Raw genomic sequence first — 19,941 nt, forward strand, 5'->3', positions numbered from 1 at the left:
ATGGCCGTGCCGTCGCGTCGCGTCGCTCAGACCAAGCCGCTGAGGCGATGGTCCAGCTGGTGGGCCGTTGCGTGGCCGACGGCCACCACCGTGGTCTGCCCGCCATCCACCGCCAGCAGCGTCGGAAAGTCATCGACCCCCAGCTCCCGCGCCCGGCGGAAGTCGGCCCGAGCCGCGGTGTCGGCGCCGGAGGACCGGAAGGCGGCGACAATGGTGTCGGCGTCCAGCCCGTTCGCGTCGGCGATCTTCCGGTAGGTCGCGGGATCGGACAGGCTCAGCCCGTCCACGTAGAACGCCGCCTGGAGCGCCGCGGCCAGCCCCGTCGCCCGGCGCGGAGCGGCCTCGCGCAGGACCGCCATGCCTCGCGCGGCGGCTTCGGAGTCCATGACGAACGAGCCGTCGGCGATGAGCCGCTCGTAGCCGTCACCGAAGGAGACCCCGGTGAGCCGGCTGATCTTGGCATTGGCGGCCTGGACGTGGCCGAACTGGCGGACCGGGACCCGACGGGTGCCGGTGAACAGGCCGCCCGAGACCACCTCGACAGGGCTGTCCGGGTGACGGTCGGCCAGGTCGGCGAGGGTCCTGGCGAACCCGTAGGACCAGCCGCAATAGGCGTCGAAGACGTAGACGAGCTGCATTCCCGTGCCTCCAGCTCATGCGGTGCCCGCGAGGTGCGGGCCCGTCCAGCTTCGGCCGGGTATCTCGTCGCCGCAAACCGGGGCAAAATCTCAAGGGTCAGGATGACTCGCGCCGCACCAGCTCGGTCGGCAGAATGACCGCCGAGGGGTCGTCACCGGCGATACGGGCCAGCAGCAGGCGCACCATCTCAGTGCTGATCCGGTCGAACGGCTGCCGGATCGTGGTGAGCGGCGGCCGGGTGGCCAGTGCGGCCGGCGAGTCGTCGAAGCCGCCGACGGCGACATCGTGCGGGACGCTGCGCCCGGCGTGTTCCAGCGCGACCAGCGCGCCCTGCGCCATGAGGTCGGAGGCGACAAAGACCGCGTCGAGGTCGGGGGCGCGCCGTAGCAGGGCCGTCATCGCGGCCTCGCCGCCAGCCCGGCTGTAGTCGCTCTCGGCGATCAGCGCCTCGTCGGCCGGGAGCCCGGCGGCGGCCAGCTCCTCTCGGTACCCGGCGAGCCGCTGGACGCCGCCCGGGGTGTCGAGAGGGCCCGTGATCGTCGCGATCCGGCGCCGTCCGCCGGCCGCGAGATGCCGGACCATCGCCCGGGCGCCGCCGCGCTCGTCGGCACCGACATAGGCGATCTGGCCGCCGAGCCCGAGCGGTTCACCGCAGGCGACGACCGGGATTTGGGCCTTGGCCAGCCGCTCGGCCATGGGGTTGCCGGAGTGGCTGGAGACCAGCAGCACGCCGTCGACATGGCCGCCGGTGATGTACCGCGTTATCCGGCGCCGCTCGGCCTCGTTACCGGCGATCATCAGCAGCAACGGGATGTCGTGCGCGGCCAGTGCCTGAGTGCAGCCGCGCAGCAGCACACTGAAGTTCGGGTCCTCGAAGAACCGCTCCTGCGGCTCGGTGAGCAGGAAGCCCACCGAGTCCGAACGCCCCGTGATCAGGCTGCGGGCGTGCCGGTTGACGACGTACCCCGTCCTGCGGATCGCCGCGTTGACCGCCGCCAGCGCCGTCGGACTGACGTTGTGCCCGCCGTTGAGCACCCGCGACACCGTGCCGCGCGAGACCCCGGCCTCGCGTGCCACATCGTGGATGGTCGGCGGGCGACGTCGTTCCTTCAAAGCGGGCAGCCTTTCCGTGGGTGTGAGGCGGGGTGTGCGGCTGGTCAGGACTTTACGGCCCCGGACAGCAGATCCAGGCTCCAGAACCGCTGGACCACCAGGAACAGCGCGATCAGCGGGACGATCGCCAGCAGCGCCCCGGTGATCACCAGGGTGTAGAGGGCCGGGGCGGAGTTACCTTGCTGGAGCAGGGTGTAGAGGCCCAGTGTGACCGGGAACTTGTTGTCGTCGCCCAGCATGATGAACGGCAGCAGGAAGTTGTTCCAGACCGCCACGAACTGGAAGAGGAAGACCGTAACCAGTCCCGGCACCATGACCGGCAGCGCGATCCGCTGGAAGATCCCCCACTCGCTCGCCCCGTCCATCCGGGCCGCCTCGATGACATCGTCCGGCACGGCGGCGGAGGCGTAGATCCGAGCGAGATAGATGCCGTACGGGGACAGGACGCTCGGCAGCAGGACCGAGAGATAGCTGTCCGCGAGGTTGGCCTTCGCCATCAGCAGATACGTCGGGATGGCGAGGATGACCGGCGGCATGAGTACCCCGGTGAGCAGGACGTTGAAGATGGACTCGCGACCCGGGAAGCGGTACTTGGCCAGCGCGTAGCCGCTCACGGCGGAGACGGCGGTCGACAGCAGCGCGCCGAAGCCCGCGTAGAAGAGGGAGTTGAGCATCCACTTCCAGTAGACGCCGTCGCGGTACGCCGTCAGGTCGGCGATGTTCTGGGTGAAGCCGGTGCCGGGCAGGAAGGTGAAGGTGGAGAACAGCTCGCGGCTGCTCTTGGTGGAGGCGACCAGCACCCATGCCACCGGCAGCAGGCAGTACGCGGCGCCGAACAGCAGCACGATGGTCGGGACCAGCCCGGGCCGGCGGGAGCGCTGGGCGGCAGCCGGTGCGGGCGCCGTCGGTGCGTCGGGGCGGGCGATGGTGGCGGCGCTCATCGGGATTCTCCCTGGCTCGTACGGGAGTTGGCCACCTTGAGGAAGGCGAAGGACAGGACCAGGGTCACGACGGCGATGACCACGCAGGTCGCGGCCGCCGAGTAGATGTCACCGCGTACGAAGGCGTCCTGGTAGACCTTCATCAGCGGGCTCCAGGTGGTGGAGATGGAGTTGGTCAGCGGCTTGAGGGTGGTCGGTTCGCTGAACACCTGCAAGGTCGCGATCATCGAGAAGAAGAAGGTAAGGACCAGCGCCGGCGCGAGGGTCGGGATCTTGATACGGAGCGCGATCTGCAGCTCCGAGCAGCCGTCGATCCGGGCCGCCTCGTAGATCTCGGCGGGCACCGCACGCAGCGATGTGTAGATCACGATCATGTTGAAGCCGGTGCCGCCCCAGACCGCGATATTGGCGAGCGCCCCGAACATGGCACCACCGGAGAGCAGGTCCGGGATCGGCAGGCCCAGCTTGCCCAGCACGAAGTCGAACGGGCTCACGGTGGGGAGGTACAGAAAGCCCCACAGCAGGGCGGCGACGACGCCCGGTACCGCGTACGGCAGGAAGATCGCGAGCCGGGAGAAGCCGCGCAGCCGGGTCCGGTTGGCGTCCAGCATCAGGGCGAAGAGGAGGGCGAGTCCCAGCATGGTGGGGATGACCAGGGCGCCGTATCCCACGATGCGTAGGGAGCCGTGGAGCAGTTCGGTGTCGCCGAGGACACCGCTGTAGTTGCTCAGGCCCGCCCACACCTGGTGGCGGGCGTTCTTGCCCAGGCCCAGGCCGCTGATCTTGACCTTGTGCAGGCTGAGGAAGACCGCGTAGCCGATGGGCAGCGCGAAGAAGAGCAGGAACAGGACGGTCGCGGGGACCAGGAAGCCGTACGGCGCGAAACGCGGCCCCGCGGCGCGCTGACGGGACGCGCGCGCGGGGGTGGCCTTCTTGGTGGCCATGGCGGTGGAGGTCATGATCAGGAGACCTTGAAGCCCTGCTTCTTCATGTCGGCCACGGTTGTGGTCTGCATGGCGGTCAGCGCGGTGAGGAAGTCGGACTTCTTCTGGGCGGCGTTGCCGAAGGAGTCCTTGAAGGCGCTGTACGCGACGTTGACGTTGGGGCCCCAGGCGGCGCCCGCGGTGGTCTTGGCGATCGCGGCGGCCTTGGTGTAGAAGTCCGGCTGGTTGGAGAAGAAGTCAGGGGCCTGGGCGAGCGCTCCGCCGGTCTGTGCCTCGGTGGCGGCCGGGTAGATGGCGCCGTTCTTCACCAGCGCGGCGACGGCCGTCGGATCGGTGTTGAGCCACTTGGCGAACGTGACTGCGGCGTCCTTGTGTGTGGAGTCGTTGGAGACGCCTGTGGTGGAGCCGCCCCAGTTGCCGGTGATGTTGTCGCCCGCGTTCCACTGGGGGAGCGGGGCCATGGCCCACTTGCCCTTGGTGTCCGGCGCCGCGGTGGCAAGGACACCGGGGGCCCAGATGGCGCTGACCCAGGCGATCTGGGTGCCGGTGTCGAGCGCCTTGTTCCAGGCCGGGGTGTACATCGGCTGGTTGTCGATGGCACCGCTCCTGACCAGGCCGCCCCAGAAGTCGGCGACCTTCTTGGAAGCCGCGTCATTGATGGCGACGTTCCACCTGTCACCGCTGGCGGTCCACCATTTGGCGCCGGCCTGCTGGGCCAGTCCCGCGAACAGCCCCGGGTCACCACTGGAGAATGTGGTCAGCGACTTCGTGCTGTCCTTCTTCTTCAGGGCCTTGGCGGTCGCCGCGAACTCGTCCCAGGTGGTGGGGACGGACAGCTTATACTTCTTGAACAGGTCCTGGCGGTAGTAGAACATCAGCGGCCCGGTGTCCTGCGGGATCGCGTACACCGCGTTCGAGCCGAGGGTGACCTGCTGCCACACGCCGTCCGCGAAGCTGCTCTTCGCGTCCCCGCCCTGCTTCGATATGTCGGCCAGGACGTCATTGCTGACCAGAGTGGGGAGCGCCTGGTACTCGACCTGAACCAGGTCCGGTGACTTGTGGGCCTTCGCGGCGGTGATGATCTTGGTGACCAGGTCGTCGCCGGACGCCTGCTTCTTCACCGTCACCTGGATCTTCGGGTGCGACTTGTTCCAGATCGCCACGACCTTGTCGAGGCCGGGTGCCCAGGCCCAGTAGGTGAGGTTGACCGGGCCGGAATCGGCCTTGCCGCTGCTGCCGGACGAACTGCAGCCCGCGAGCAGTGCGGCTGCCATGACGGCTGCGGTGGACGCCGCGAAGGCGCGGTGGTTCATGGGGTTCCTCCCCTGACGAGGACGCTGTGATCGTTCACAGTCGCGCTGTGGCGTTCACAGTAGAGAAACTTTCCGGACACTTGTCAATGCTTGTTGCCATGCGGTTATCTAGGCCGAGCCGCCGAGTTGGCGGCTGTGCACGTTCCCAAAGGAGATCCGATGTCACGTCTCGCTTACGGCGGTGACTACAACCCCGAGCAGTGGCCCGAGGAGGTCTGGCACGAGGATGTGGCCCTGATGCGCGAGGCCGGCGTCACCATGGTCAGCGTCGGCGTCTTCTCCTGGGCCCGGCTGGAAACGGCCCCTGGGGTCCACGACTTCGGCTGGCTCGACCGGCTCCTCGACCTGCTTCATGCAGGCGGCATCCGCGTGGCCCTCGCCACCCCCACCGTCGCGCCGCCCGCCTGGTTCTACGCCGCACACCCCGAGGCGTTGCCCGTCACCAAAGAGGGCGTACGGTACGGATTCGGCTCACGCGGCGCCATCTGCCACAGCTCCGCCGCCTACCGGCAGGCCGCCGCCGGGATCACCGAGCAGCTCGCCCGGCGCTACGGGAAGCACCCCGCGGTAGCGCTCTGGCACGTGCACAACGAGTACGGCGTGCCGGTCAACGCCTGCTACTGCGAGGCCTCCGGCGAGGAATTCCGCAGCTGGCTGCGCGCCCGGTACCAGACCCTCGACGCCCTCAACACCGCCTGGGGCACCGCCTTCTGGGGCCAGCACTACGGCGACTGGGCCCACATCGACGCTCCCCGTGTCACCCCGACCGTCGGCAACCCGGCACAGCAGCTGGACTACGCGCGCTTCACCGACGAGACCCTGCGCGGCAATTTCATCGCCGAGCGGGACATCCTGCACCGCCTCGCCCCCGGCGTCCCGGTCACCACCAACTTCATGACCGCGCTCAGCCAGTGCGACTCCATGGACTACTGGGCCTGGGGCCGCGAGGTGGACCTCGTCGCCCAGGACCACTACCTGATCACCGACGGCCGCCGCACCCACGTCAACCTCGCCATGGCCGCCGACCTCACCCGCTCCGTCGCGGGCGGCGCCCCCTGGCTCGTACTGGAGCACTCCACCAGCGGCGTCAACTGGCAGCCCCGCAACCCCGCCAAACGCCCCGGCGAAATGGCCCGCAACAGCCTCGGGCACGTGGCGCGCGGCTCCGAGGGCGCGATGTTCTTCCAATGGCGGCAGTCCAGGCAGGGCGCCGAGAAGTTCCACTCCGCGATGCTTCCGCACGCCGGGACCGCCAACCGCGTCTGGCGCGAAGTGGTCGCCCTCGGCGCGGACATCGGCGCGCTCGCCGGCATCGCCGGCAGCCGGACCATGGCCGACGCCGCGATGGTCTGGGACTGGCAGTCCTGGTGGGCGCAGAACCTGGAGTGGCGGCCCACCGAGGACCACGACGCCCGCGAGCGCGCCGACAGTTTCTACGAAACGCTCTACGACCGGCACCTCACCGTCGACTTCGCACACCCCGAAGCCGATCTCTCGGCCTACCCCCTGGTCGTCGTGCCCGCCCTCTACCTCGCCACCGAGGCCGTCGGCCAGAACCTGCGCGCCTACGTCGAGGGCGGCGGCACCCTCGTCGTCTCGTACTTCTCCGGCATCGTCGACGAGCACGACACCGTCCACCCCGGCGCCTACCCCGGCGCCCTGCGCGATGTCCTCGGCCTGACCGTCGAGGAGTGGTCGCCGCTGCTCCGGGGGGAACGAGTCCGCATCGAGGCGGCCGACGGCTCCGTGCTACCGGCCGACGTCTGGACGGAATTCGTCGTCCCGAACGTCCCGCGCGGCGCCGAGCCCGTCTGGACCTACGCCGACGGCCGCGCCGCCGCAGGCCCGGCCATCACCCGGCACCAGCTCGGCCGGGGCGCCGCCTGGTACATCTCCACCCGGCTCGCTCCCGAGGCCCTGGACACCGTACTCGCCGCCGCTGCCGCCGACGCCGGGATCAGCCCGCGCGACGACCTCCCGCGCGATGTCGAGGTCGTGCGGCGCACCGGCGAGCACGGCTCGTACCTCTTTGCGATCAACCACACCGCCACGGAGGCCAAGGTGCCCCTTGGCGCCGCCGGCACCGAACTGCTCACCGGCGAGCGGGCCGCAGGCGTACTGGCGGTGCCGCCGGGCGCGGTGCGTGTAGTCCGCGCCGACTAGGGGTTGTGGGCAGTCGTTCCGCAGGGCGGAGCGAAGCCAGATGGGGGCACCTCCTGGGGGCACCTCCCGGCCGAAGGCTGGGGGAGGGTCAGGGGAAAAAGGCCCCCGCTACCCCGGACGGGCTCGATGGAAGCGAGCCCGTCCGGTCAGTCCCAAACCCAATCACACCCCACCCAGCCCGTTCGTCGAAGGGACAATGATGTTCCGACCGAGACGCACCATCCGGGCCACGGCCCGCACCCTCCTGCTCCCCGTGATCGCGGCCGTCGGCCTCACCGCCGCCCCCCTGCAGTCCGCGCACGCGGCCAGCACACTCACTAACGGCGGCTTCGAGTCCAACGGCGCCGGAACCGCCACCCCCACCGGCTTGTCCACCTACTCCGCCGCCGGGCAGAACAGCGCCTCGTACACCGAATCAGGCGGCCACTCCGGCTCGTACCGGCTCAGCCACTACTCGTCCTCCGCCTACAAGGTCGAGATCTACCGGGAGCCGACCTGGACCACCGTGACCGGCAACGGCTGGGACCCGACCGACGCCAACTCCGGTGACGCCTGGGAGAACCAGGCGCTCTTCGACTACGACGACAAGGCCCTCCCCGCGATGACCTGGTTCAGCCACCGCTGAGGCCTCTCCGGTCCGGCTGGCGCCGCCGAGCACAGGGACGCGGCGCCGCCCGGCCCACCACCAATCCCGCTGTCGAATGGAGCTGGACAACGACGATGTTCCACTCAAGACGCACCATCCTGACCCGCTCTCTCGCGGTACCGCTGATAGCCGCCGGGGTGGCCTCACTGCCCACGCAATCCGCCCAGGCGGCCGACACCAGCACCCTCATCAACGGCGACTTCGAGGCCGACGGCACCGGCGCGGCCACCCCCGCCGGCTGGAGCACCAACAACGCCGCAGGCCAGAGCGACGCCTCGTACACCGAGCCCGGCGGCCACTCCGGCTCGTACCGGCTCAGCCACTGGTCGGCCGCCGCCTACCGGGTCGAGACGTACCAGCACCTCTCCGGCCTGGCGAACGGGGATTACACCCTCACCGCCTGGGTCCGTTCCAGCGGCGGCCAGAACTCCGCCTACCTCGCCCTGAAGAACACCGGCCGAGCTGAGCAGCGCACCGATCTGCCGCCCACCCCCAACGGCGCGTGGATCCGGCTCGTCACCTCCGTCAGGGTGACCAATCACCAGTGCACCGTCAGCATCGTCTCCGACGCCAACGCGGGTAACTGGATCAATGTCGACGATGTGACCCTTACCCCCGGCTCGACGGGCCTCGCCATCAGGGGCGCCGACGTGTCGACCCTCAAGAAGAGCGAGGACTACGGCGGTGTCTACCGCTACCCGGGCGGCATCGCCGCCGACGCGCTGACCATCCTGCGCTCCGCCGGGATGAACTATGCCCGCCTCAAGGTGTGGGTCGACCCGGCCGACGGCTACAACAACAAGGCCCGCGTGCTCACCATGGCCAAGCGCATCAAGCGCCTCGGCATGGGCCTGCTGATCGACTTCCACTACTCCGACGCATGGGCCGATCCCGGCAAGCAGAACAAGCCCGCCGCCTGGGCCTCGGACTCCTTCGCGCAGCTGAAGGCGGACGTCTACAACCACACGTACGACGTCCTGCACGCCCTCAAAGCACAGGGCACCAAGGCCGACATGGTTCAGATCGGCAATGAGATCAACGGCGGCATCCTCTGGCCCGACGGCCGCTACGACAACTGGCCCGGCCTCGCCGCCCTCCTCAAGTCCGGCGCCGACGGGGCCAAGGCGGTCAGCCGCTCCACCCAGGTCGTCCTGCACCTCGCACAGGGCGGCGACGACTCCGGCGCCCGCTGGTTCTTCGACAACGTCGTCTCGTACGGCGTCCCCTTCGACATCATCGGCTTGTCCTACTACGGCTACTGGCACGGTCCCCTCAACGACCTCCAGACCACCCTGGACGACGTAGCCTCGCGCTACAGCAAGCCCGTCTTCGTAGCCGAGACCGCCTACGCCTTCACCTTGGACAACGACGACGCGCTGGAGAACAACATCGCGACCTCCTCCCAGCTCGTCGCCGGCTACCCGGCCACCCCCGCCGGCCAGGCGGCGAACCTGCGCGACATCATGAACGTCATCGAGGCCGTCCCCGACAGCCGTGGTCTGGGCCTCTTCTACTGGGAGCCCACCTGGACCGCCGTCACCGGCAACGGCTGGGACCCTGCCGACCCCTCCTCCGGTGACGCCTGGGAGAACCAGGCGCTCTTCGACTACGACGACAAGGCCCTGCCCGCGATGCGCTGGTTCAGCCACCGGTAGGCGCGGGCCCCGACACCTGCCCGGCGCCGCGCTCGCCGGGCAGGCTGCCTCGGGATATGCGCCGGATTCACCGGCATTCGGCGCGGAATTTCACCCGAATTGATCGCTGAACATACAGAGTTTCGGCGAGCTATCCGGTCCTTTCATGCCTACTGTTGGTTCGTCGACCTTCAATGAACGTCGACCCACAAACAGTGGAGAGAGGATTGGCGCGCATGCCTGTACAGCTTGGTGACTACGCAACCGTCAACGGGATCAGAATCTACTTCCAGGACGATGGTGACCCGTCCGGCGAGCCGCTGCTGCTCATCATGGGGCTGAGTTCTCAGCTGATCGCCTGGCCTCAGGATTTCGTCGACGAACTCGGTAGCCGTGGCTTCCGGGTGATCCGGTTCGACAACCGTGATTGCGGCTTGTCGGACAAGATCGAGGGCAGGCCGTACGACTTGCTGGAAGCCGGTCAGAGAGCCAAGGCAGCGGCGTATCAGCTGACCGACATGGCCGATGACTCCGTAGGGGTGCTGGCGCACCTGGGGATCCAAGAGGCACACATCGTCGGCGCGTCGATGGGCGGAATGATCGCCCAGACCATCGCGATCCACCACGCCGAAAAGGTGCTGAGCCTGTGTTCGATCATGAGCACCACGGGCGCTCCTTTCGTCGGACTTCCTACCCTGGAAGCGGCCATCGCCGTTTCCCTCCCGACGCCCCCCGAGCGTGACAAGGCGATTCCGCATATCGCCAATGTGATGCGGATCATCGGTTCGCGGACGCATGAGGCGGCGGAGCGGAAATACCGGCTCAATCTGGCCACGGAATCCTATGACCGTATGTTCTACCCGGAAGGCGGAAAGCGTCAGTTGGCCGCGATTCTCGCGGCGCCCGACCGAACCAAGGATCTGCGCAACGTGAATGTCCCCACTCTGGTCGTCCACGGCGGTGAGGACTCGCTGATCAATATCAGCGGCGGAAGGGCTACCCGCGACGCCGTCCCGGATTCCACCCTTCTTGAGGTCCCCGCCATGGGACACGACCTGCCCCGAGCCGTACGGGCGGAGATCATCGCGGAGATCGACGCCAACGCCCGCAAAGCAAGTTAAGGCAGGGCGGCTGCGCAGCCCCTGACCGCCAAGCGGTCGGAGTCTGCGCCACGGCACACAGGCCCGGAACGTCAAACGGTCCGGGCCTTCTCCGTGCCAATGCCGATGCGCTGCCGTTGCTGGTGACACACGGGTGGCCCGGATCCATCGTGGAGTTCCTTGACGTCATCGGGCCCCTGACAGATCCCCGGGCACACGGTGGCGATCCGACTGACGCCTTTCACCTCGTGATCCCTTCCATTCCGGGATACGGATTGTCCGGGCCGACCCGGGAACCGGGCTGGGACGTGCACCGTGTCGCGCGGGCCTGGGCCGAGTTGATCCGACGCCTGGGCTACCACCGCTATGGCACGCAGGGCGGCGACTGGGGACACGCGGATGGCGTCCCGCCGGGTGGTGTAGGGGATTAAGGCACCGGAATCCACAGGTCGGGGACGGTGGCTCCGCCGGATCGGGTCTTCAACCCGCTTCAGCGGGAGGCTTCGCGGACTGCCGCCTCCACGGAGATCGTCATGAGCCTCGAACCGGAACGCGCAGCGCTTGATCCCCTACACCACGTCGTGGGACACGACCCCGTCCAGCAGCTCGATACCGTACAGATCGACGCCGCTCACGGGATGACCTTCCTGGACGCGGAGCCTCAACTCCGTGAGTACCGTGCCCTCTTCAGCGCAATGGAGGGCACGGCGCTGAGCGAGGTCAAGTCGCGAGATTTCATCCGCAGGATCACGCAGCAACTGTGAAGGGGTCACCGATGACGTCACCGATCGCATGGCAGAAGTCCTCCTTCTCCCACGGCGAGTGCGTGGAGCTGGCCGCGGTCGATGGAGCGATCCGGCTCCGGGAGAGCGACGACCCCGGTGTGGTGGTCAACACCAGTCAGTACCGGCTGAAGGCCCTGATATTGGCCGTCAAGGCGGGGGAGTTCGACGACTTGCGGTGATGCTGGACGCCTCCTCCGACACGGGACCCCAAGAGGCGGCGGGATCAGCGGCCCTGCCGATTCCGGCGATTGAGGGCGGCAAGGCTCAGGCGAAGCCTGTTGGTCAGCGCGCGGGCGAACAGCTTGGGGAGGGCGCTGGTGCAGGGGCCGTTGAAGATGATGAAGTCGTCGAACTTGTGGACGCCGGGTCGGCTGGCGACGGATTCGGCGGCGTCACGGATCGCTGTCAGCTGGACCACCGTCATTTGAAGTGGCACTTCGTCCGGCTGGTAGGTGGCGCCGAACGGGAAATCGCGGCCGGGTCGGCGGGTCATCTCGATGTGGCAGCCCAGTACGTGGGTCACCGGCCGGGACTGGGCGAACTCGACCAGCGTGCCCAGAGTGGCGGTGAACGCGGCGAAGTCGCGGACGTAGAGCCGGCCCGGGAGGACCGTGTCACCGGTCAGCAGGAACCCGGTCCACGGGTCGTAGACGGTGATCGCCGCCGCGTGGTGTCCGGGGGAGCCGATCACCTCCAGGATCCGTCCGCCGAGGTCGAATCGGACCGTCTCCTGCGCCCAGGCGTCGAAGCCGAAGAATGCCCGGACGGCATCGGCGTCCCTGGTCACCACCCGGGTGGCCGGGCGGTCGGCGAACTGCCCGTCTGCGGCGACATGGTCGCCGTGCCCGTGGGTGTGCGCGACGACGAGCTCGTAGTCAGGGCGCGGGTGCTGGGCGAGCCACTGGGCCAGGATCGTGTCGACGGTCTCCCGTAGTGGGAACAGCTCCGGATCCGCGATCGCGCCGGTGTCCAGCAGCAGGGCCCGCTCGTTGCCGAACAGCAGGAAGAGGAACGGCGCCTCGAAGCTCGTGGTCTTGCTCTGACGCAGGATGAAGGTGTGCGCGTCGTAGGCGTGGACCTGGATTTTCGGATCGCTGTTGCGCCGCTTCGAAGGTGAGCCGTGGATCCAGCGGACGTCGAGGGAGCCGGACACCGGTGCGCCGTCCACGAAGTCGATCAGGCTGTCATGTATCGGTTTCAACTTGACTGTCCCCCAGGTCGAGGTCGGGCAGCGGCGATGCCGCCAGAAAGAACCGGACATAGCGTTGGCCGTGCTGGAGCTGGGCGTCGTTCGCCTCCGTCTTGGCCAGGTAGGGCGCGAGGGTCTCGCGCCACTGCGCCTTGATGTCGGCGAGGTCGGCGGCGGACAGCGGGAGAGTCGCTGTCGTAAGAAGGTCTGCCTGCTGCCACTCGGCGGGCTCGCTGGGCCTGTGCTCGAGGTATGCGAGGACCCGCTCGGTCTCGCGCTTGGCGAGGACCTGGCCGAGCTGCTGGGTCACGATCGGGTCCAGGTTCTGGGCCGAGGGCAGGCGAAGACGCCGGTCCGTCAGCCGCCACAACCGCTCGCGGCGGTCGCGGCCTTGACCGGCGTCTTCTACGAACCCGTATCTGGCGAGCTGACGAAGGTGGAATGAGCAGCTTGCCTGCGAGACGTCAAGGATCCGTCCGCACCGTGCGGCTGTTGCCGGGCTGATTGCGCCCAGCAGTTCGATGAGGTCGAGCCGCAGGGGGTGCGCCAGGGCCTTGATGGCTTTGGGGTCGCCGATCTCCATATCCCAAAGAGTACTTTGGGATATGGAGATGTCAACGACCTCTTTGGCTTTTCGGGGCCGGGCCGTCAGGTCTTCCGCACGTCGGCCACGCGCCCGAGCTATAGGATTATGGGTGCGGCATCGCGTGTCGGTCACCGGCCGGGTGAGGCATGGAGGTGGCCGTGAGATGCCTTGCGGAGGCATTCACATGTCAGTCGAGCTGAATCACACCATCGTGCACGCCCGGAACAACCGGGAATCCGCCGAGTTCCTGGCGAACATCCTGGGCCTTGAGGTCGGGACCGAGTGGGGCCCGTTCATTCCTGTCGCCACCAGCAACGGCGTCACGCTGGACTTCGCCACCGTCCCCGCCGAGTCGATCACCATGCAGCACTACGCCTTCCTCGTCTCCGAGGAAGAGTTCGACGCGGCGTTCGGGCAGATCCAGCAGGCGGAGATCACCTTCTACGCCGATCCGTACCGGAAGCAGCCCGGCGAGATCAACCACAACGATGGCGGGCGCGGGCTGTACTTCATGGATCCGGCCGGCCACGGCATGGAGATCATCACCCGCCCCTACGGCGGCCACGAGGCCACACGTCCGGCGCGGTGAGTGAGCAAGGGCGGCAGGATTCGAAGCTGCGACGTGCGGGTTTGGAATCCGCTGCTCTGGCCGGCTGAGCTACGCCCCTTTGTTGCGTCCGCCCTCCCGGCACCGGGAGGGCGGACGCAACAGGATTTTCCGGCCCTGGCCGGGCCACGGCCGTCAGGCCTCGCGGACGCCGTCCACCCGGCGCGGCAGCCCCAGCGGGTTGTCGTCGCGGAGCTCGGCCGGCAGGAGCGCCGGCGGTGCGTCCTGGTAGACGACGGGGCGGAGCCAGCGCTCGATGGCGGTGCCGCCGACCGAGGTGGACGTCGTCGTGGTCGCCGGGTAGGGCCCACCGTGGTGCTGGGCCGGGGCGACGGCGACGCCGGTGGGCCAGCCGTTGACGACGACGCGGCCGGCGAGGGGGGTGAGGGAGGCCAGCAGTTCGGTGCCGCGCCCCTCTTCGCCGGAGGCCTCGGCGGAGGAGAGCTGGAGGGTGGCGGTGAGGTTGCCGGGGAGGCGGGAGAGGACGGCGGCGGCCTCGGCGTCGTCCTCGTAGCGGGCGACGACGGTCACCGGGCCGAAGCATTCCTCAAGGAGCAGCTCGTGCGGCCCGTCCTCGGTGAGCCGGGCGGCCGGGACCGTGAGGAATCCGGCGCGCACCGAGTGCTCGCCGCCCTCGCCGGGGGTGACCGGGGCCTCGACGTCGGGGAGCGCGGCTCGTTCCCGTACGCCGGCGATGAAGGCGTCGCGCATGCGGTGGTCGAGGAGCACGCCTTCCCCCGTCTCGGCGACGGCCGTGGTGAGGGACTTCAGGAGCCGGTCACCGGCCTCGCCGACGGGGGCGAGGACCAGGCCGGGCTTGACGCAGAACTGCCCGACGCCGAGCGTCGCGGACCCCGCCAGGCCCGCGCCGATCTGCTCGGCGCGCTCCTCGGCGGCGGCCTCGGTGATGACGACGGGATTGAGGGAGCCCAGCTCGCCGTAGAAGGGGATGGGGGCGGGGCGGGCGGCTGCGGCGTCGAACAGCGCCCGGCCGCCCCGGACCGAGCCGGTGAAGCCGGCGGCGGAGACAAGCGGGTGCTTGATCAGGTCGATGCCGGCCTGGAAGCCGTGGACGACGGAGACGACATCCGCCGGCAGCCCGACCTGGACCGCCGCCCGGCGCAGCGCGTTGGCGGCGAGTTCGGAGGTGGCCGGGTGGTCGGGGTGGGCCTTGACGACGACCGGGTTGCCGGCCGCCAGCGCGCTCGCGGTGTCGCCGCCGGGGACGGAGAAGGCGAGCGGGAAGTTGCTGGCCGAGTAGACCGCGACGACGCCCAGCGGGATCTTGTAGCGCCGTAGATCCGGCCGGGGCGGGGCCAGTGAGGTATCGGCGTGGTCGATGATCACGTCGAGGAACGCGCCCTCGTCGATGCTGTCGGCGAACGCCCGCAACTGGTACGTGGTGCGCCCGAGTTCGCCGGTGAGCCGTCCCGGGCCGAGTGCGGTTTCCGCGTCGGCCGCCTCCAGCACCTGCGGTCCGGCCTCTTCCAGCAGATCGGCGGCGGTACGCAGCAGACGGGCGCGTACGGCGCGGTCGGCGAGCGCCGGGATGGTCGCCGCGGCGGCGCGGACGGCGGTGTCGACCTCCTCGGCCGTGGCCTCCGTCGCCACCTGCTCCCGCTGCTTCCCCGTGCGAGGGTCGACGCTCCAGACTGGTACAGCCACCGCGGGTACCTCCAGGTTGTGCCGTTCGATATGCTGAACAACATCTGCATGTGTGAATATGAATCTGCTCGGGAGCCTACGTTGGGGGATCCCGGCCGAACAAGAGGGGTCCCGCTATGGCTGCTGGCGAGGGCGGAGGACCTGGCGGACCTGGCGGGTCACAGGTCAAGTCCGCGGTCCGGACGGTGGAGCTGCTGGAGTTCTTCGCGGGAAGCCCCGGCATGCACAGCCTCGCCGCCGTACAGGAGGCGGTCGGCTATCCGAAGTCCAGCCTTTACATGCTGCTTCGCACGCTCGTCGAACTGGGCTGGATCGAGACCGACGCCACTGGCACACGCTACGGCATCGGCGTACGGGCTCTCCTCGTCGGCACCTCCTACATCGACGGCGACGAGGTCGTCGCCGCCGCCCGCCCCACGCTCGACCGGCTCTCGGACGACACCACCGAGACCATCCACCTCGCCCGCCTCGACGGCACCAACGTCGTCTACCTGGCGACCCGCCAGTCCCAGCACTACCTGCGGCCCTTCACCCGCGTCGGCCGCCGCCTGCCCGCCCACTCCACCTCCCTGGGCAAGGCTCTGCTGGCGACCTACAGCGACGAGCAAGTGCGGAAGCTGCTCCCCGAGACCCTCGACGCGCTGACCGAGCACACCCACACCGACCGCGAGAAGCTCATCGCCGAGCTGGAGCAGGTCCGTGAGCAGGGATACGCCGTCGACCGCGAGGAGAACACCCTCGGCCTGCGCTGCTTCGGCGTCGCCATCCCTTACCGCACGCCGGCCCGCGACGCCATCAGCTGCTCCGTGCCGGTCGCCCGGCTGACCCCGGCGCACGAACAGCTGATCAAGGACGCCCTCCTGGACGCCCGGGACCGCCTGACCCTGGCGACCCGTCGGCTGTAGCTTCCGTGTACCTTCCGGCCTGCCCACCGGCCTGGGGGTCAGAAGAAGTCGCCGCGGACCTCGACCGCGCCACCCGTGCCGCCACCCCGCGCCGCGTACAGATCGCCGCCCGCGTCCCGGACGCCCTTCGCGTGGTTGTACTGCCCCGCGAAGGTGTACGTCCCGGCGGCGAGTGTCTTGCCGCTCTTGAGCGTCCAGCGGTAGACCAGCGCACCGTTGTCCTCGGTGATGGTCACCGTGTAGTTGTCCGCCGCGAGCGTCGACCACGAACCGGTGCTGGCAACCGAACCGGTCAGGGCGATCCGCAGCTCGACGGTGAGCGTGGTCAGCGGCTTCTCGTTCTTGACCGTGACATCGCTCTCCGCCCAGAAGGTGTTGCTGTTCTTGGCCACCAAGCCGTCCGACCACAGGTAGCCGTCCCGCGGGTGGTTGCCGCGGCGTGTGTCCGGCGAGGCCGAGGAGGAGGCCCCGGCCGACGGATTGCCGGTCGGCGTATGCACCATGCCGGGAGCGGGGTTCGTCGTGCCGCCCGTGCCGGGTGAGGAGGTCACCGGCTTGTGGGTCGGTGACCGGGTCGGCATCGACAGGTCCGGCGGCGCCGCCGGACCTGGGGAGGTCACCACCGACTGGCCGCCGTGGTCCTTGCCGTCCGTGGTCAGCCCCACTGCCAGCCCGCCCACGGCGAAAGCGCTCACCAGCCCGGCGGTCACCCCGACCACCCGCGCCCACGGTGCCGGTCCGATCGGCGACCGGTGGCCGCCCCGGCCGAGCCAGCCGCCCCGGGCCGCCGGGCGGGGCGCGGCCATGCCGTGCTCGACCCGCCTCAGCATGCGCTCCCGGTCCGGCCGGTGCGAGTCCGCCGCCTCCCGCAGCTGGGTCCGCAGGTCGCTGAGCACCTCCGGACGCCGCTCGTCGTTGTTGTAAGGGTCGCCCATCAGTTCCTCCGTCCCGCATGTCCGGCGGCTGCCGCCGTCTCGCTGCCGCCGCTGCGCCGTCCGCGGGGTGCGCCCAGATCCCGTACGGCATCGGAACCGCCCAACAGCCGCTCAAGCTCGGCGATCCCGCGCGAGGTCTGGCTCTTCACGGTACCGACCGATATCCCGAGCGTCGCGGCGGTCTCCCGCTCCGACAGATCGAACGCGTGCCGCAGCACCACGCAGGCGCGCTTGCGGAACGGCAGCCGTCGCAGCGCCTCCCGTACATCGAGCACCGCCGGCACATCGGGATCATCGGTCCGCTCACTGCGCTGCGACCAGAACAACGCGACTCTGCGACGCTCCCGCACCATGCTTCGTATGCGCGTACGGGCCAGGTTGGCCACCACTCCACGGGCGTACGCGGCTGGATGGTCGGCGGCTCTCACTCGGTCCCACTGGTGCCACATCGCGACCAGCGCGTCCGCGGCCAGGTCGTCGGCCGCGTCCGAATCGCCGGTCAGAAGGTAGGCCAGCCGGGCCAGTTCGGCATAGTGCCGTTCGAAGAACTCGTGGAACTCGGCGGCAGCCGCGGTGTCTATGGCTGTGCCCACGATGACCTCTCCCCTTGCCTCGCTGTGCGCCGCCGCGTTCGCGAATTGGTGCGTGAGCGTAGCAGTGTGGGGGCGGCTGTTCGAGGTCACAGGGATCAAAACTGAACAAATAACACCACTGGTCCGGGCCCCGACGGGGCGGCCCGAAAATCTGGATCTCGCGGCAGCCTTCCCGCGACCAGCGGGGGCAACCAGTCTGTGGGACTCGCAGGTTGGCCCCTCCGTGTCCCACCCCCGCCACCCGTGGCCGGGCCAGTGCTCCGGCCCCGGTCAACGGCCCCGCCACGGGCGGCTATTACGCACACCGCACCCGGGACCGCGGCAGGGCGCCCATCCGCTGTTCGATCTCGGTGCGGACGGTGCGGACGGTGAGAGAGTTGCGCACGGTGCCGGCGGTGAGGGGGCGCCGGCGATGAGGGGGGGTGTGCGGGCCGTGGCTGTTCACTGCCTCGTACAGTGCACATATGGCTGATCTGCACATCAGGGGCCGAGTGCTCGTCGGGCCCGAGGACGTCCGGGACGAGCTGTGGGTCGTCGACGGCCGCATCACCTACGACCGCCCCGCCACGGCTCGCGACCTCCGCACGACGGACGGCTGGGTACTGCCCGGCCTCGTTGACGCCCACTGCCATGTGGGCCTCGGGGTCGACGGTCCGGTCGACGCCGCCGTCTCGGAGAAGCAGGCCCTCACCGACCGCGACGCCGGGACCCTGCTCCTCCGCGACGCCGGCTCCCCGTCCGACACCCGCTGGGTCGACGACCGCGAGGACCTGCCCCGCATCATCCGGGCCGGCCGTCACATCGCCCGTACCCGCCGCTACATCCGCAATTTCGCCTGGGAGGTCGAGCCCGAGGACCTCGTCGCCTACGTGACGCAGGAGGCCCGCCGCGGCGACGGCTGGGTCAAACTCGTCGGCGACTGGATCGACCGCGAGGCCGGTGACCTCACCGCGTGCTGGCCGCGCGGTGCCGTCGAGGCCGCCATCGCCGCCGCCCATTCCGAGGGCGCCCGCGTCACCGCCCACTGCTTCGCCGAGGACTCCCTTCCCGACCTTGTCGAGGCCGGCATCGACTGCGTCGAGCATGCCACCGGCCTCACCGAGGACACCATCCCGCTCTTCGCCGCCCATGGCGTCGCCATCGTCCCCACCCTGGTCAACATCGCCACCTTCCCCGCCCTCGCCGCCCCGGGCGAAGCCAAGTACCCCCGCTGGGCCGCCCATATGCTCCGCCTCCACGCCCGCCGTTACGACACCGTCCGGTCCGCCTACGACGCCGGCATCGCCATCTACGCCGGCACCGACGCCGGTGGCTCCCTCGCCCACGGCCTCATCGCCGATGAGGTCGCCGAGCTGATCCTGGCCGGCATCCCGGCCCTCGACGCCCTCTCCGCCTCCACCTGGGGAGCGCGCGAGTGGCTCGGCCGGGAGGGGCTTACGGAAGGCGCTCCGGCGGACCTGGTCGTGTACGGGGAGGACCCGCGCGCAGACGTGCGGGTGCTGGCCGCCCCGAAGCGCGTTGTGCTGCGGGGGCAGGTAGTGGGCTGACGCGCCCCCTCACGTGCGCTTGCGCCGATCGGGTGAACTGTGCGCCGTCGGGCTATCAGCGGAACGGGATATTCCGTTCAATGAGGTGTCAGAGCCTCCGGCCCGGAGGACGGCCGGGGGCTGCGGCAGCTCGCCTCGGGGGCAAGCATGGTCGGTCAGGGTCCGCAGAAGTATCCGGGTGCTTCGAGGAAGTACTGGTACCAGGACGACTACGGCGGGGACGTGATGGAGGTAACACCGTCGTCCTGCACACGACGGAGGGCCGGACGGTGCCGTCGTACGGAGGTGGGAGCGTCGCGCCGAATCTGACGGCGCTTCCGGACCTCGACGCACGGAAGCTGGTCTGGTATCAGCACTTCGACATCGACATCTCGTCCAGAGCCCTGGCCAACAGGCCGGGCGGGGTGGAGACGAACACGCTCAACGTGTGCCAGGTGGAGCTGGTCGGCACGTGTGATCCGAAGACGCACGCCGAGTGGGGCGACGCGCCGCACATCTACTGGCCCCAGGCGCCGGAGTGGGCGCTGCGCGAGGTGGCGCGTTATCTGGCGTGGATGCAGCAGGAGCACGGGGTGCCATTGAGCGGGCCCAAGGCGTGGCTGCCGTATCCGGAGTCGGCCGGGAGCAGGAACGGGC

The 19,941-nt window shown here is 69.4% G+C and carries 19 protein-coding genes, 1 tRNA gene and 1 pseudogene; 10 read left to right on the forward strand and 11 right to left on the reverse strand.

The window, feature by feature from the left end; all coding sequences use genetic code 11:
* Nucleotides 1–26: 26 nt before the first annotated feature.
* The 5 genes from FCI23_RS20460 to FCI23_RS20480 all read right to left on the reverse strand — a co-directional run bounded on the left by FCI23_RS20460 (nucleotide 27) and on the right by FCI23_RS20480 (nucleotide 4,950).
* A complete protein-coding gene (locus FCI23_RS20460; protein WP_136725380.1) occupies nucleotides 27–638 on the reverse strand; it encodes a DsbA family protein in 612 nt (203 codons plus the stop codon).
* A gap of 97 nt (nucleotides 639–735) precedes the next feature.
* Nucleotides 736–1,761 (reverse strand): LacI family DNA-binding transcriptional regulator, encoded by a 1,026-nt coding sequence (locus tag FCI23_RS20465; protein WP_407646002.1) that lies wholly within the window; start codon nucleotides 1,759–1,761, stop codon nucleotides 736–738.
* Nucleotides 1,762–1,796: 35 nt separating this feature from the next.
* The gene (locus FCI23_RS20470) at nucleotides 1,797–2,693 is read right to left on the reverse strand and encodes a carbohydrate ABC transporter permease (RefSeq protein ID WP_136725381.1); all 897 of its coding nucleotides are present in this window, start codon (nucleotides 2,691–2,693) and stop codon (nucleotides 1,797–1,799) included.
* The gene (locus FCI23_RS20475; RefSeq protein WP_136725471.1) at nucleotides 2,690–3,637 is read right to left on the reverse strand and encodes a carbohydrate ABC transporter permease; all 948 of its coding nucleotides are present in this window, start codon (nucleotides 3,635–3,637) and stop codon (nucleotides 2,690–2,692) included. The genes FCI23_RS20470 and FCI23_RS20475 overlap by 4 nt, the downstream gene beginning before the upstream one ends.
* A 17-nt stretch (nucleotides 3,638–3,654) precedes the next feature.
* Entirely contained in the window at nucleotides 3,655–4,950 is a 1,296-nt protein-coding gene (locus FCI23_RS20480) for an ABC transporter substrate-binding protein (protein WP_136725382.1), read from the reverse strand.
* A gap of 159 nt (nucleotides 4,951–5,109) precedes the next feature.
* Here FCI23_RS20480 and FCI23_RS20485 point away from each other — a divergent pair, with 159 nt between their 5' ends.
* The 7 genes and pseudogenes from FCI23_RS20485 to FCI23_RS20515 all read left to right on the forward strand — a co-directional run bounded on the left by FCI23_RS20485 (nucleotide 5,110) and on the right by FCI23_RS20515 (nucleotide 11,457).
* Nucleotides 5,110–7,113: a beta-galactosidase gene (locus tag FCI23_RS20485; RefSeq protein WP_136725383.1), complete on the forward strand. Its 2,004-nt coding sequence runs from the start codon at nucleotides 5,110–5,112 to the stop codon at nucleotides 7,111–7,113.
* 199 nt (nucleotides 7,114–7,312) lie between these two features.
* Complete coding sequence (locus FCI23_RS20490; RefSeq protein WP_407646001.1) at nucleotides 7,313–7,738, forward strand: glycosyl hydrolase 53 family protein; 426 nt, start codon at nucleotides 7,313–7,315, stop codon at nucleotides 7,736–7,738.
* A gap of 95 nt (nucleotides 7,739–7,833) precedes the next feature.
* Nucleotides 7,834–9,414 (forward strand): glycosyl hydrolase 53 family protein, encoded by a 1,581-nt coding sequence (locus FCI23_RS20495; RefSeq protein WP_136725384.1) that lies wholly within the window; start codon nucleotides 7,834–7,836, stop codon nucleotides 9,412–9,414.
* 215 nt (nucleotides 9,415–9,629) lie between these two features.
* Nucleotides 9,630–10,514 carry an alpha/beta fold hydrolase gene (locus FCI23_RS20500; RefSeq protein ID WP_136725385.1) on the forward strand — a complete coding sequence of 295 codons (885 nt, stop codon included), beginning with the start codon at nucleotides 9,630–9,632 and terminating at the stop codon, nucleotides 10,512–10,514.
* 47 nt (nucleotides 10,515–10,561) lie between these two features.
* Nucleotides 10,562–10,891: pseudogene (locus FCI23_RS20505) on the forward strand (alpha/beta fold hydrolase); the annotation flags it as partial.
* Between the two features lie 135 nt (nucleotides 10,892–11,026).
* Entirely contained in the window at nucleotides 11,027–11,257 is a 231-nt protein-coding gene (locus FCI23_RS20510) for a Scr1 family TA system antitoxin-like transcriptional regulator (RefSeq protein WP_136725386.1), read from the forward strand.
* An 11-nt stretch (nucleotides 11,258–11,268) separates the two neighbouring features.
* Nucleotides 11,269–11,457 (forward strand): DUF397 domain-containing protein, encoded by a 189-nt coding sequence (locus tag FCI23_RS20515; protein ID WP_136725387.1) that lies wholly within the window; start codon nucleotides 11,269–11,271, stop codon nucleotides 11,455–11,457.
* Nucleotides 11,458–11,501: 44 nt separating this feature from the next.
* Here FCI23_RS20515 and FCI23_RS20520 read toward each other — a convergent pair whose 3' ends face one another.
* Complete coding sequence (locus FCI23_RS20520) at nucleotides 11,502–12,479, reverse strand: MBL fold metallo-hydrolase (protein ID WP_246143863.1); 978 nt, start codon at nucleotides 12,477–12,479, stop codon at nucleotides 11,502–11,504.
* Nucleotides 12,463–13,050, reverse strand: a complete 588-nt coding sequence (locus FCI23_RS20525) for an ArsR/SmtB family transcription factor (RefSeq protein ID WP_169316867.1) — start codon at nucleotides 13,048–13,050, stop codon at nucleotides 12,463–12,465. Before FCI23_RS20525 ends, FCI23_RS20520 begins: the two co-directional genes overlap by 17 nt.
* 187 nt (nucleotides 13,051–13,237) lie before the next feature.
* Here FCI23_RS20525 and FCI23_RS20530 point away from each other — a divergent pair, with 187 nt between their 5' ends.
* The gene (locus tag FCI23_RS20530) at nucleotides 13,238–13,642 is read left to right on the forward strand and encodes a VOC family protein (RefSeq protein WP_136725390.1); all 405 of its coding nucleotides are present in this window, start codon (nucleotides 13,238–13,240) and stop codon (nucleotides 13,640–13,642) included.
* Between the two features lie 5 nt (nucleotides 13,643–13,647).
* On the opposite strand, the gene FCI23_RS20535 is transcribed toward FCI23_RS20530, so the two are convergent.
* Nucleotides 13,648–13,721: transfer RNA gene (locus FCI23_RS20535), tRNA-Trp, on the reverse strand.
* A 74-nt stretch (nucleotides 13,722–13,795) separates the two neighbouring features.
* The gene (locus tag FCI23_RS20540) at nucleotides 13,796–15,325 is read right to left on the reverse strand and encodes an aldehyde dehydrogenase family protein (RefSeq protein ID WP_136725391.1); all 1,530 of its coding nucleotides are present in this window, start codon (nucleotides 15,323–15,325) and stop codon (nucleotides 13,796–13,798) included.
* A gap of 116 nt (nucleotides 15,326–15,441) precedes the next feature.
* On the opposite strand from FCI23_RS20540, the gene FCI23_RS20545 reads away from it, so the two are divergent.
* Nucleotides 15,442–16,230, forward strand: a complete 789-nt coding sequence (locus FCI23_RS20545; protein WP_136725392.1) for an IclR family transcriptional regulator — start codon at nucleotides 15,442–15,444, stop codon at nucleotides 16,228–16,230.
* A gap of 38 nt (nucleotides 16,231–16,268) precedes the next feature.
* Here FCI23_RS20545 and FCI23_RS20550 read toward each other — a convergent pair whose 3' ends face one another.
* Both FCI23_RS20550 and FCI23_RS20555 read right to left on the reverse strand, forming a co-directional pair.
* Nucleotides 16,269–17,165, reverse strand: coding sequence for a hypothetical protein (locus tag FCI23_RS20550; RefSeq protein ID WP_136725393.1), 897 nt, complete (start codon nucleotides 17,163–17,165; stop codon nucleotides 16,269–16,271).
* Entirely contained in the window at nucleotides 17,165–17,758 is a 594-nt protein-coding gene (locus FCI23_RS20555; protein WP_136725394.1) for a SigE family RNA polymerase sigma factor, read from the reverse strand. Before FCI23_RS20555 ends, FCI23_RS20550 begins: the two co-directional genes overlap by 1 nt.
* Before the next feature lie 464 nt (nucleotides 17,759–18,222).
* Here FCI23_RS20555 and FCI23_RS20560 point away from each other — a divergent pair, with 464 nt between their 5' ends.
* Nucleotides 18,223–19,305 (forward strand): amidohydrolase family protein, encoded by a 1,083-nt coding sequence (locus FCI23_RS20560; protein ID WP_136725395.1) that lies wholly within the window; start codon nucleotides 18,223–18,225, stop codon nucleotides 19,303–19,305.
* The last annotated feature ends 636 nt before the right edge of the window (nucleotides 19,306–19,941 follow it).

The sequence above is a fragment of the Actinacidiphila oryziradicis genome (assembly GCF_005047355.1).
GTDB lineage: Bacteria > Actinomycetota > Actinomycetes > Streptomycetales > Streptomycetaceae > Actinacidiphila > Actinacidiphila oryziradicis.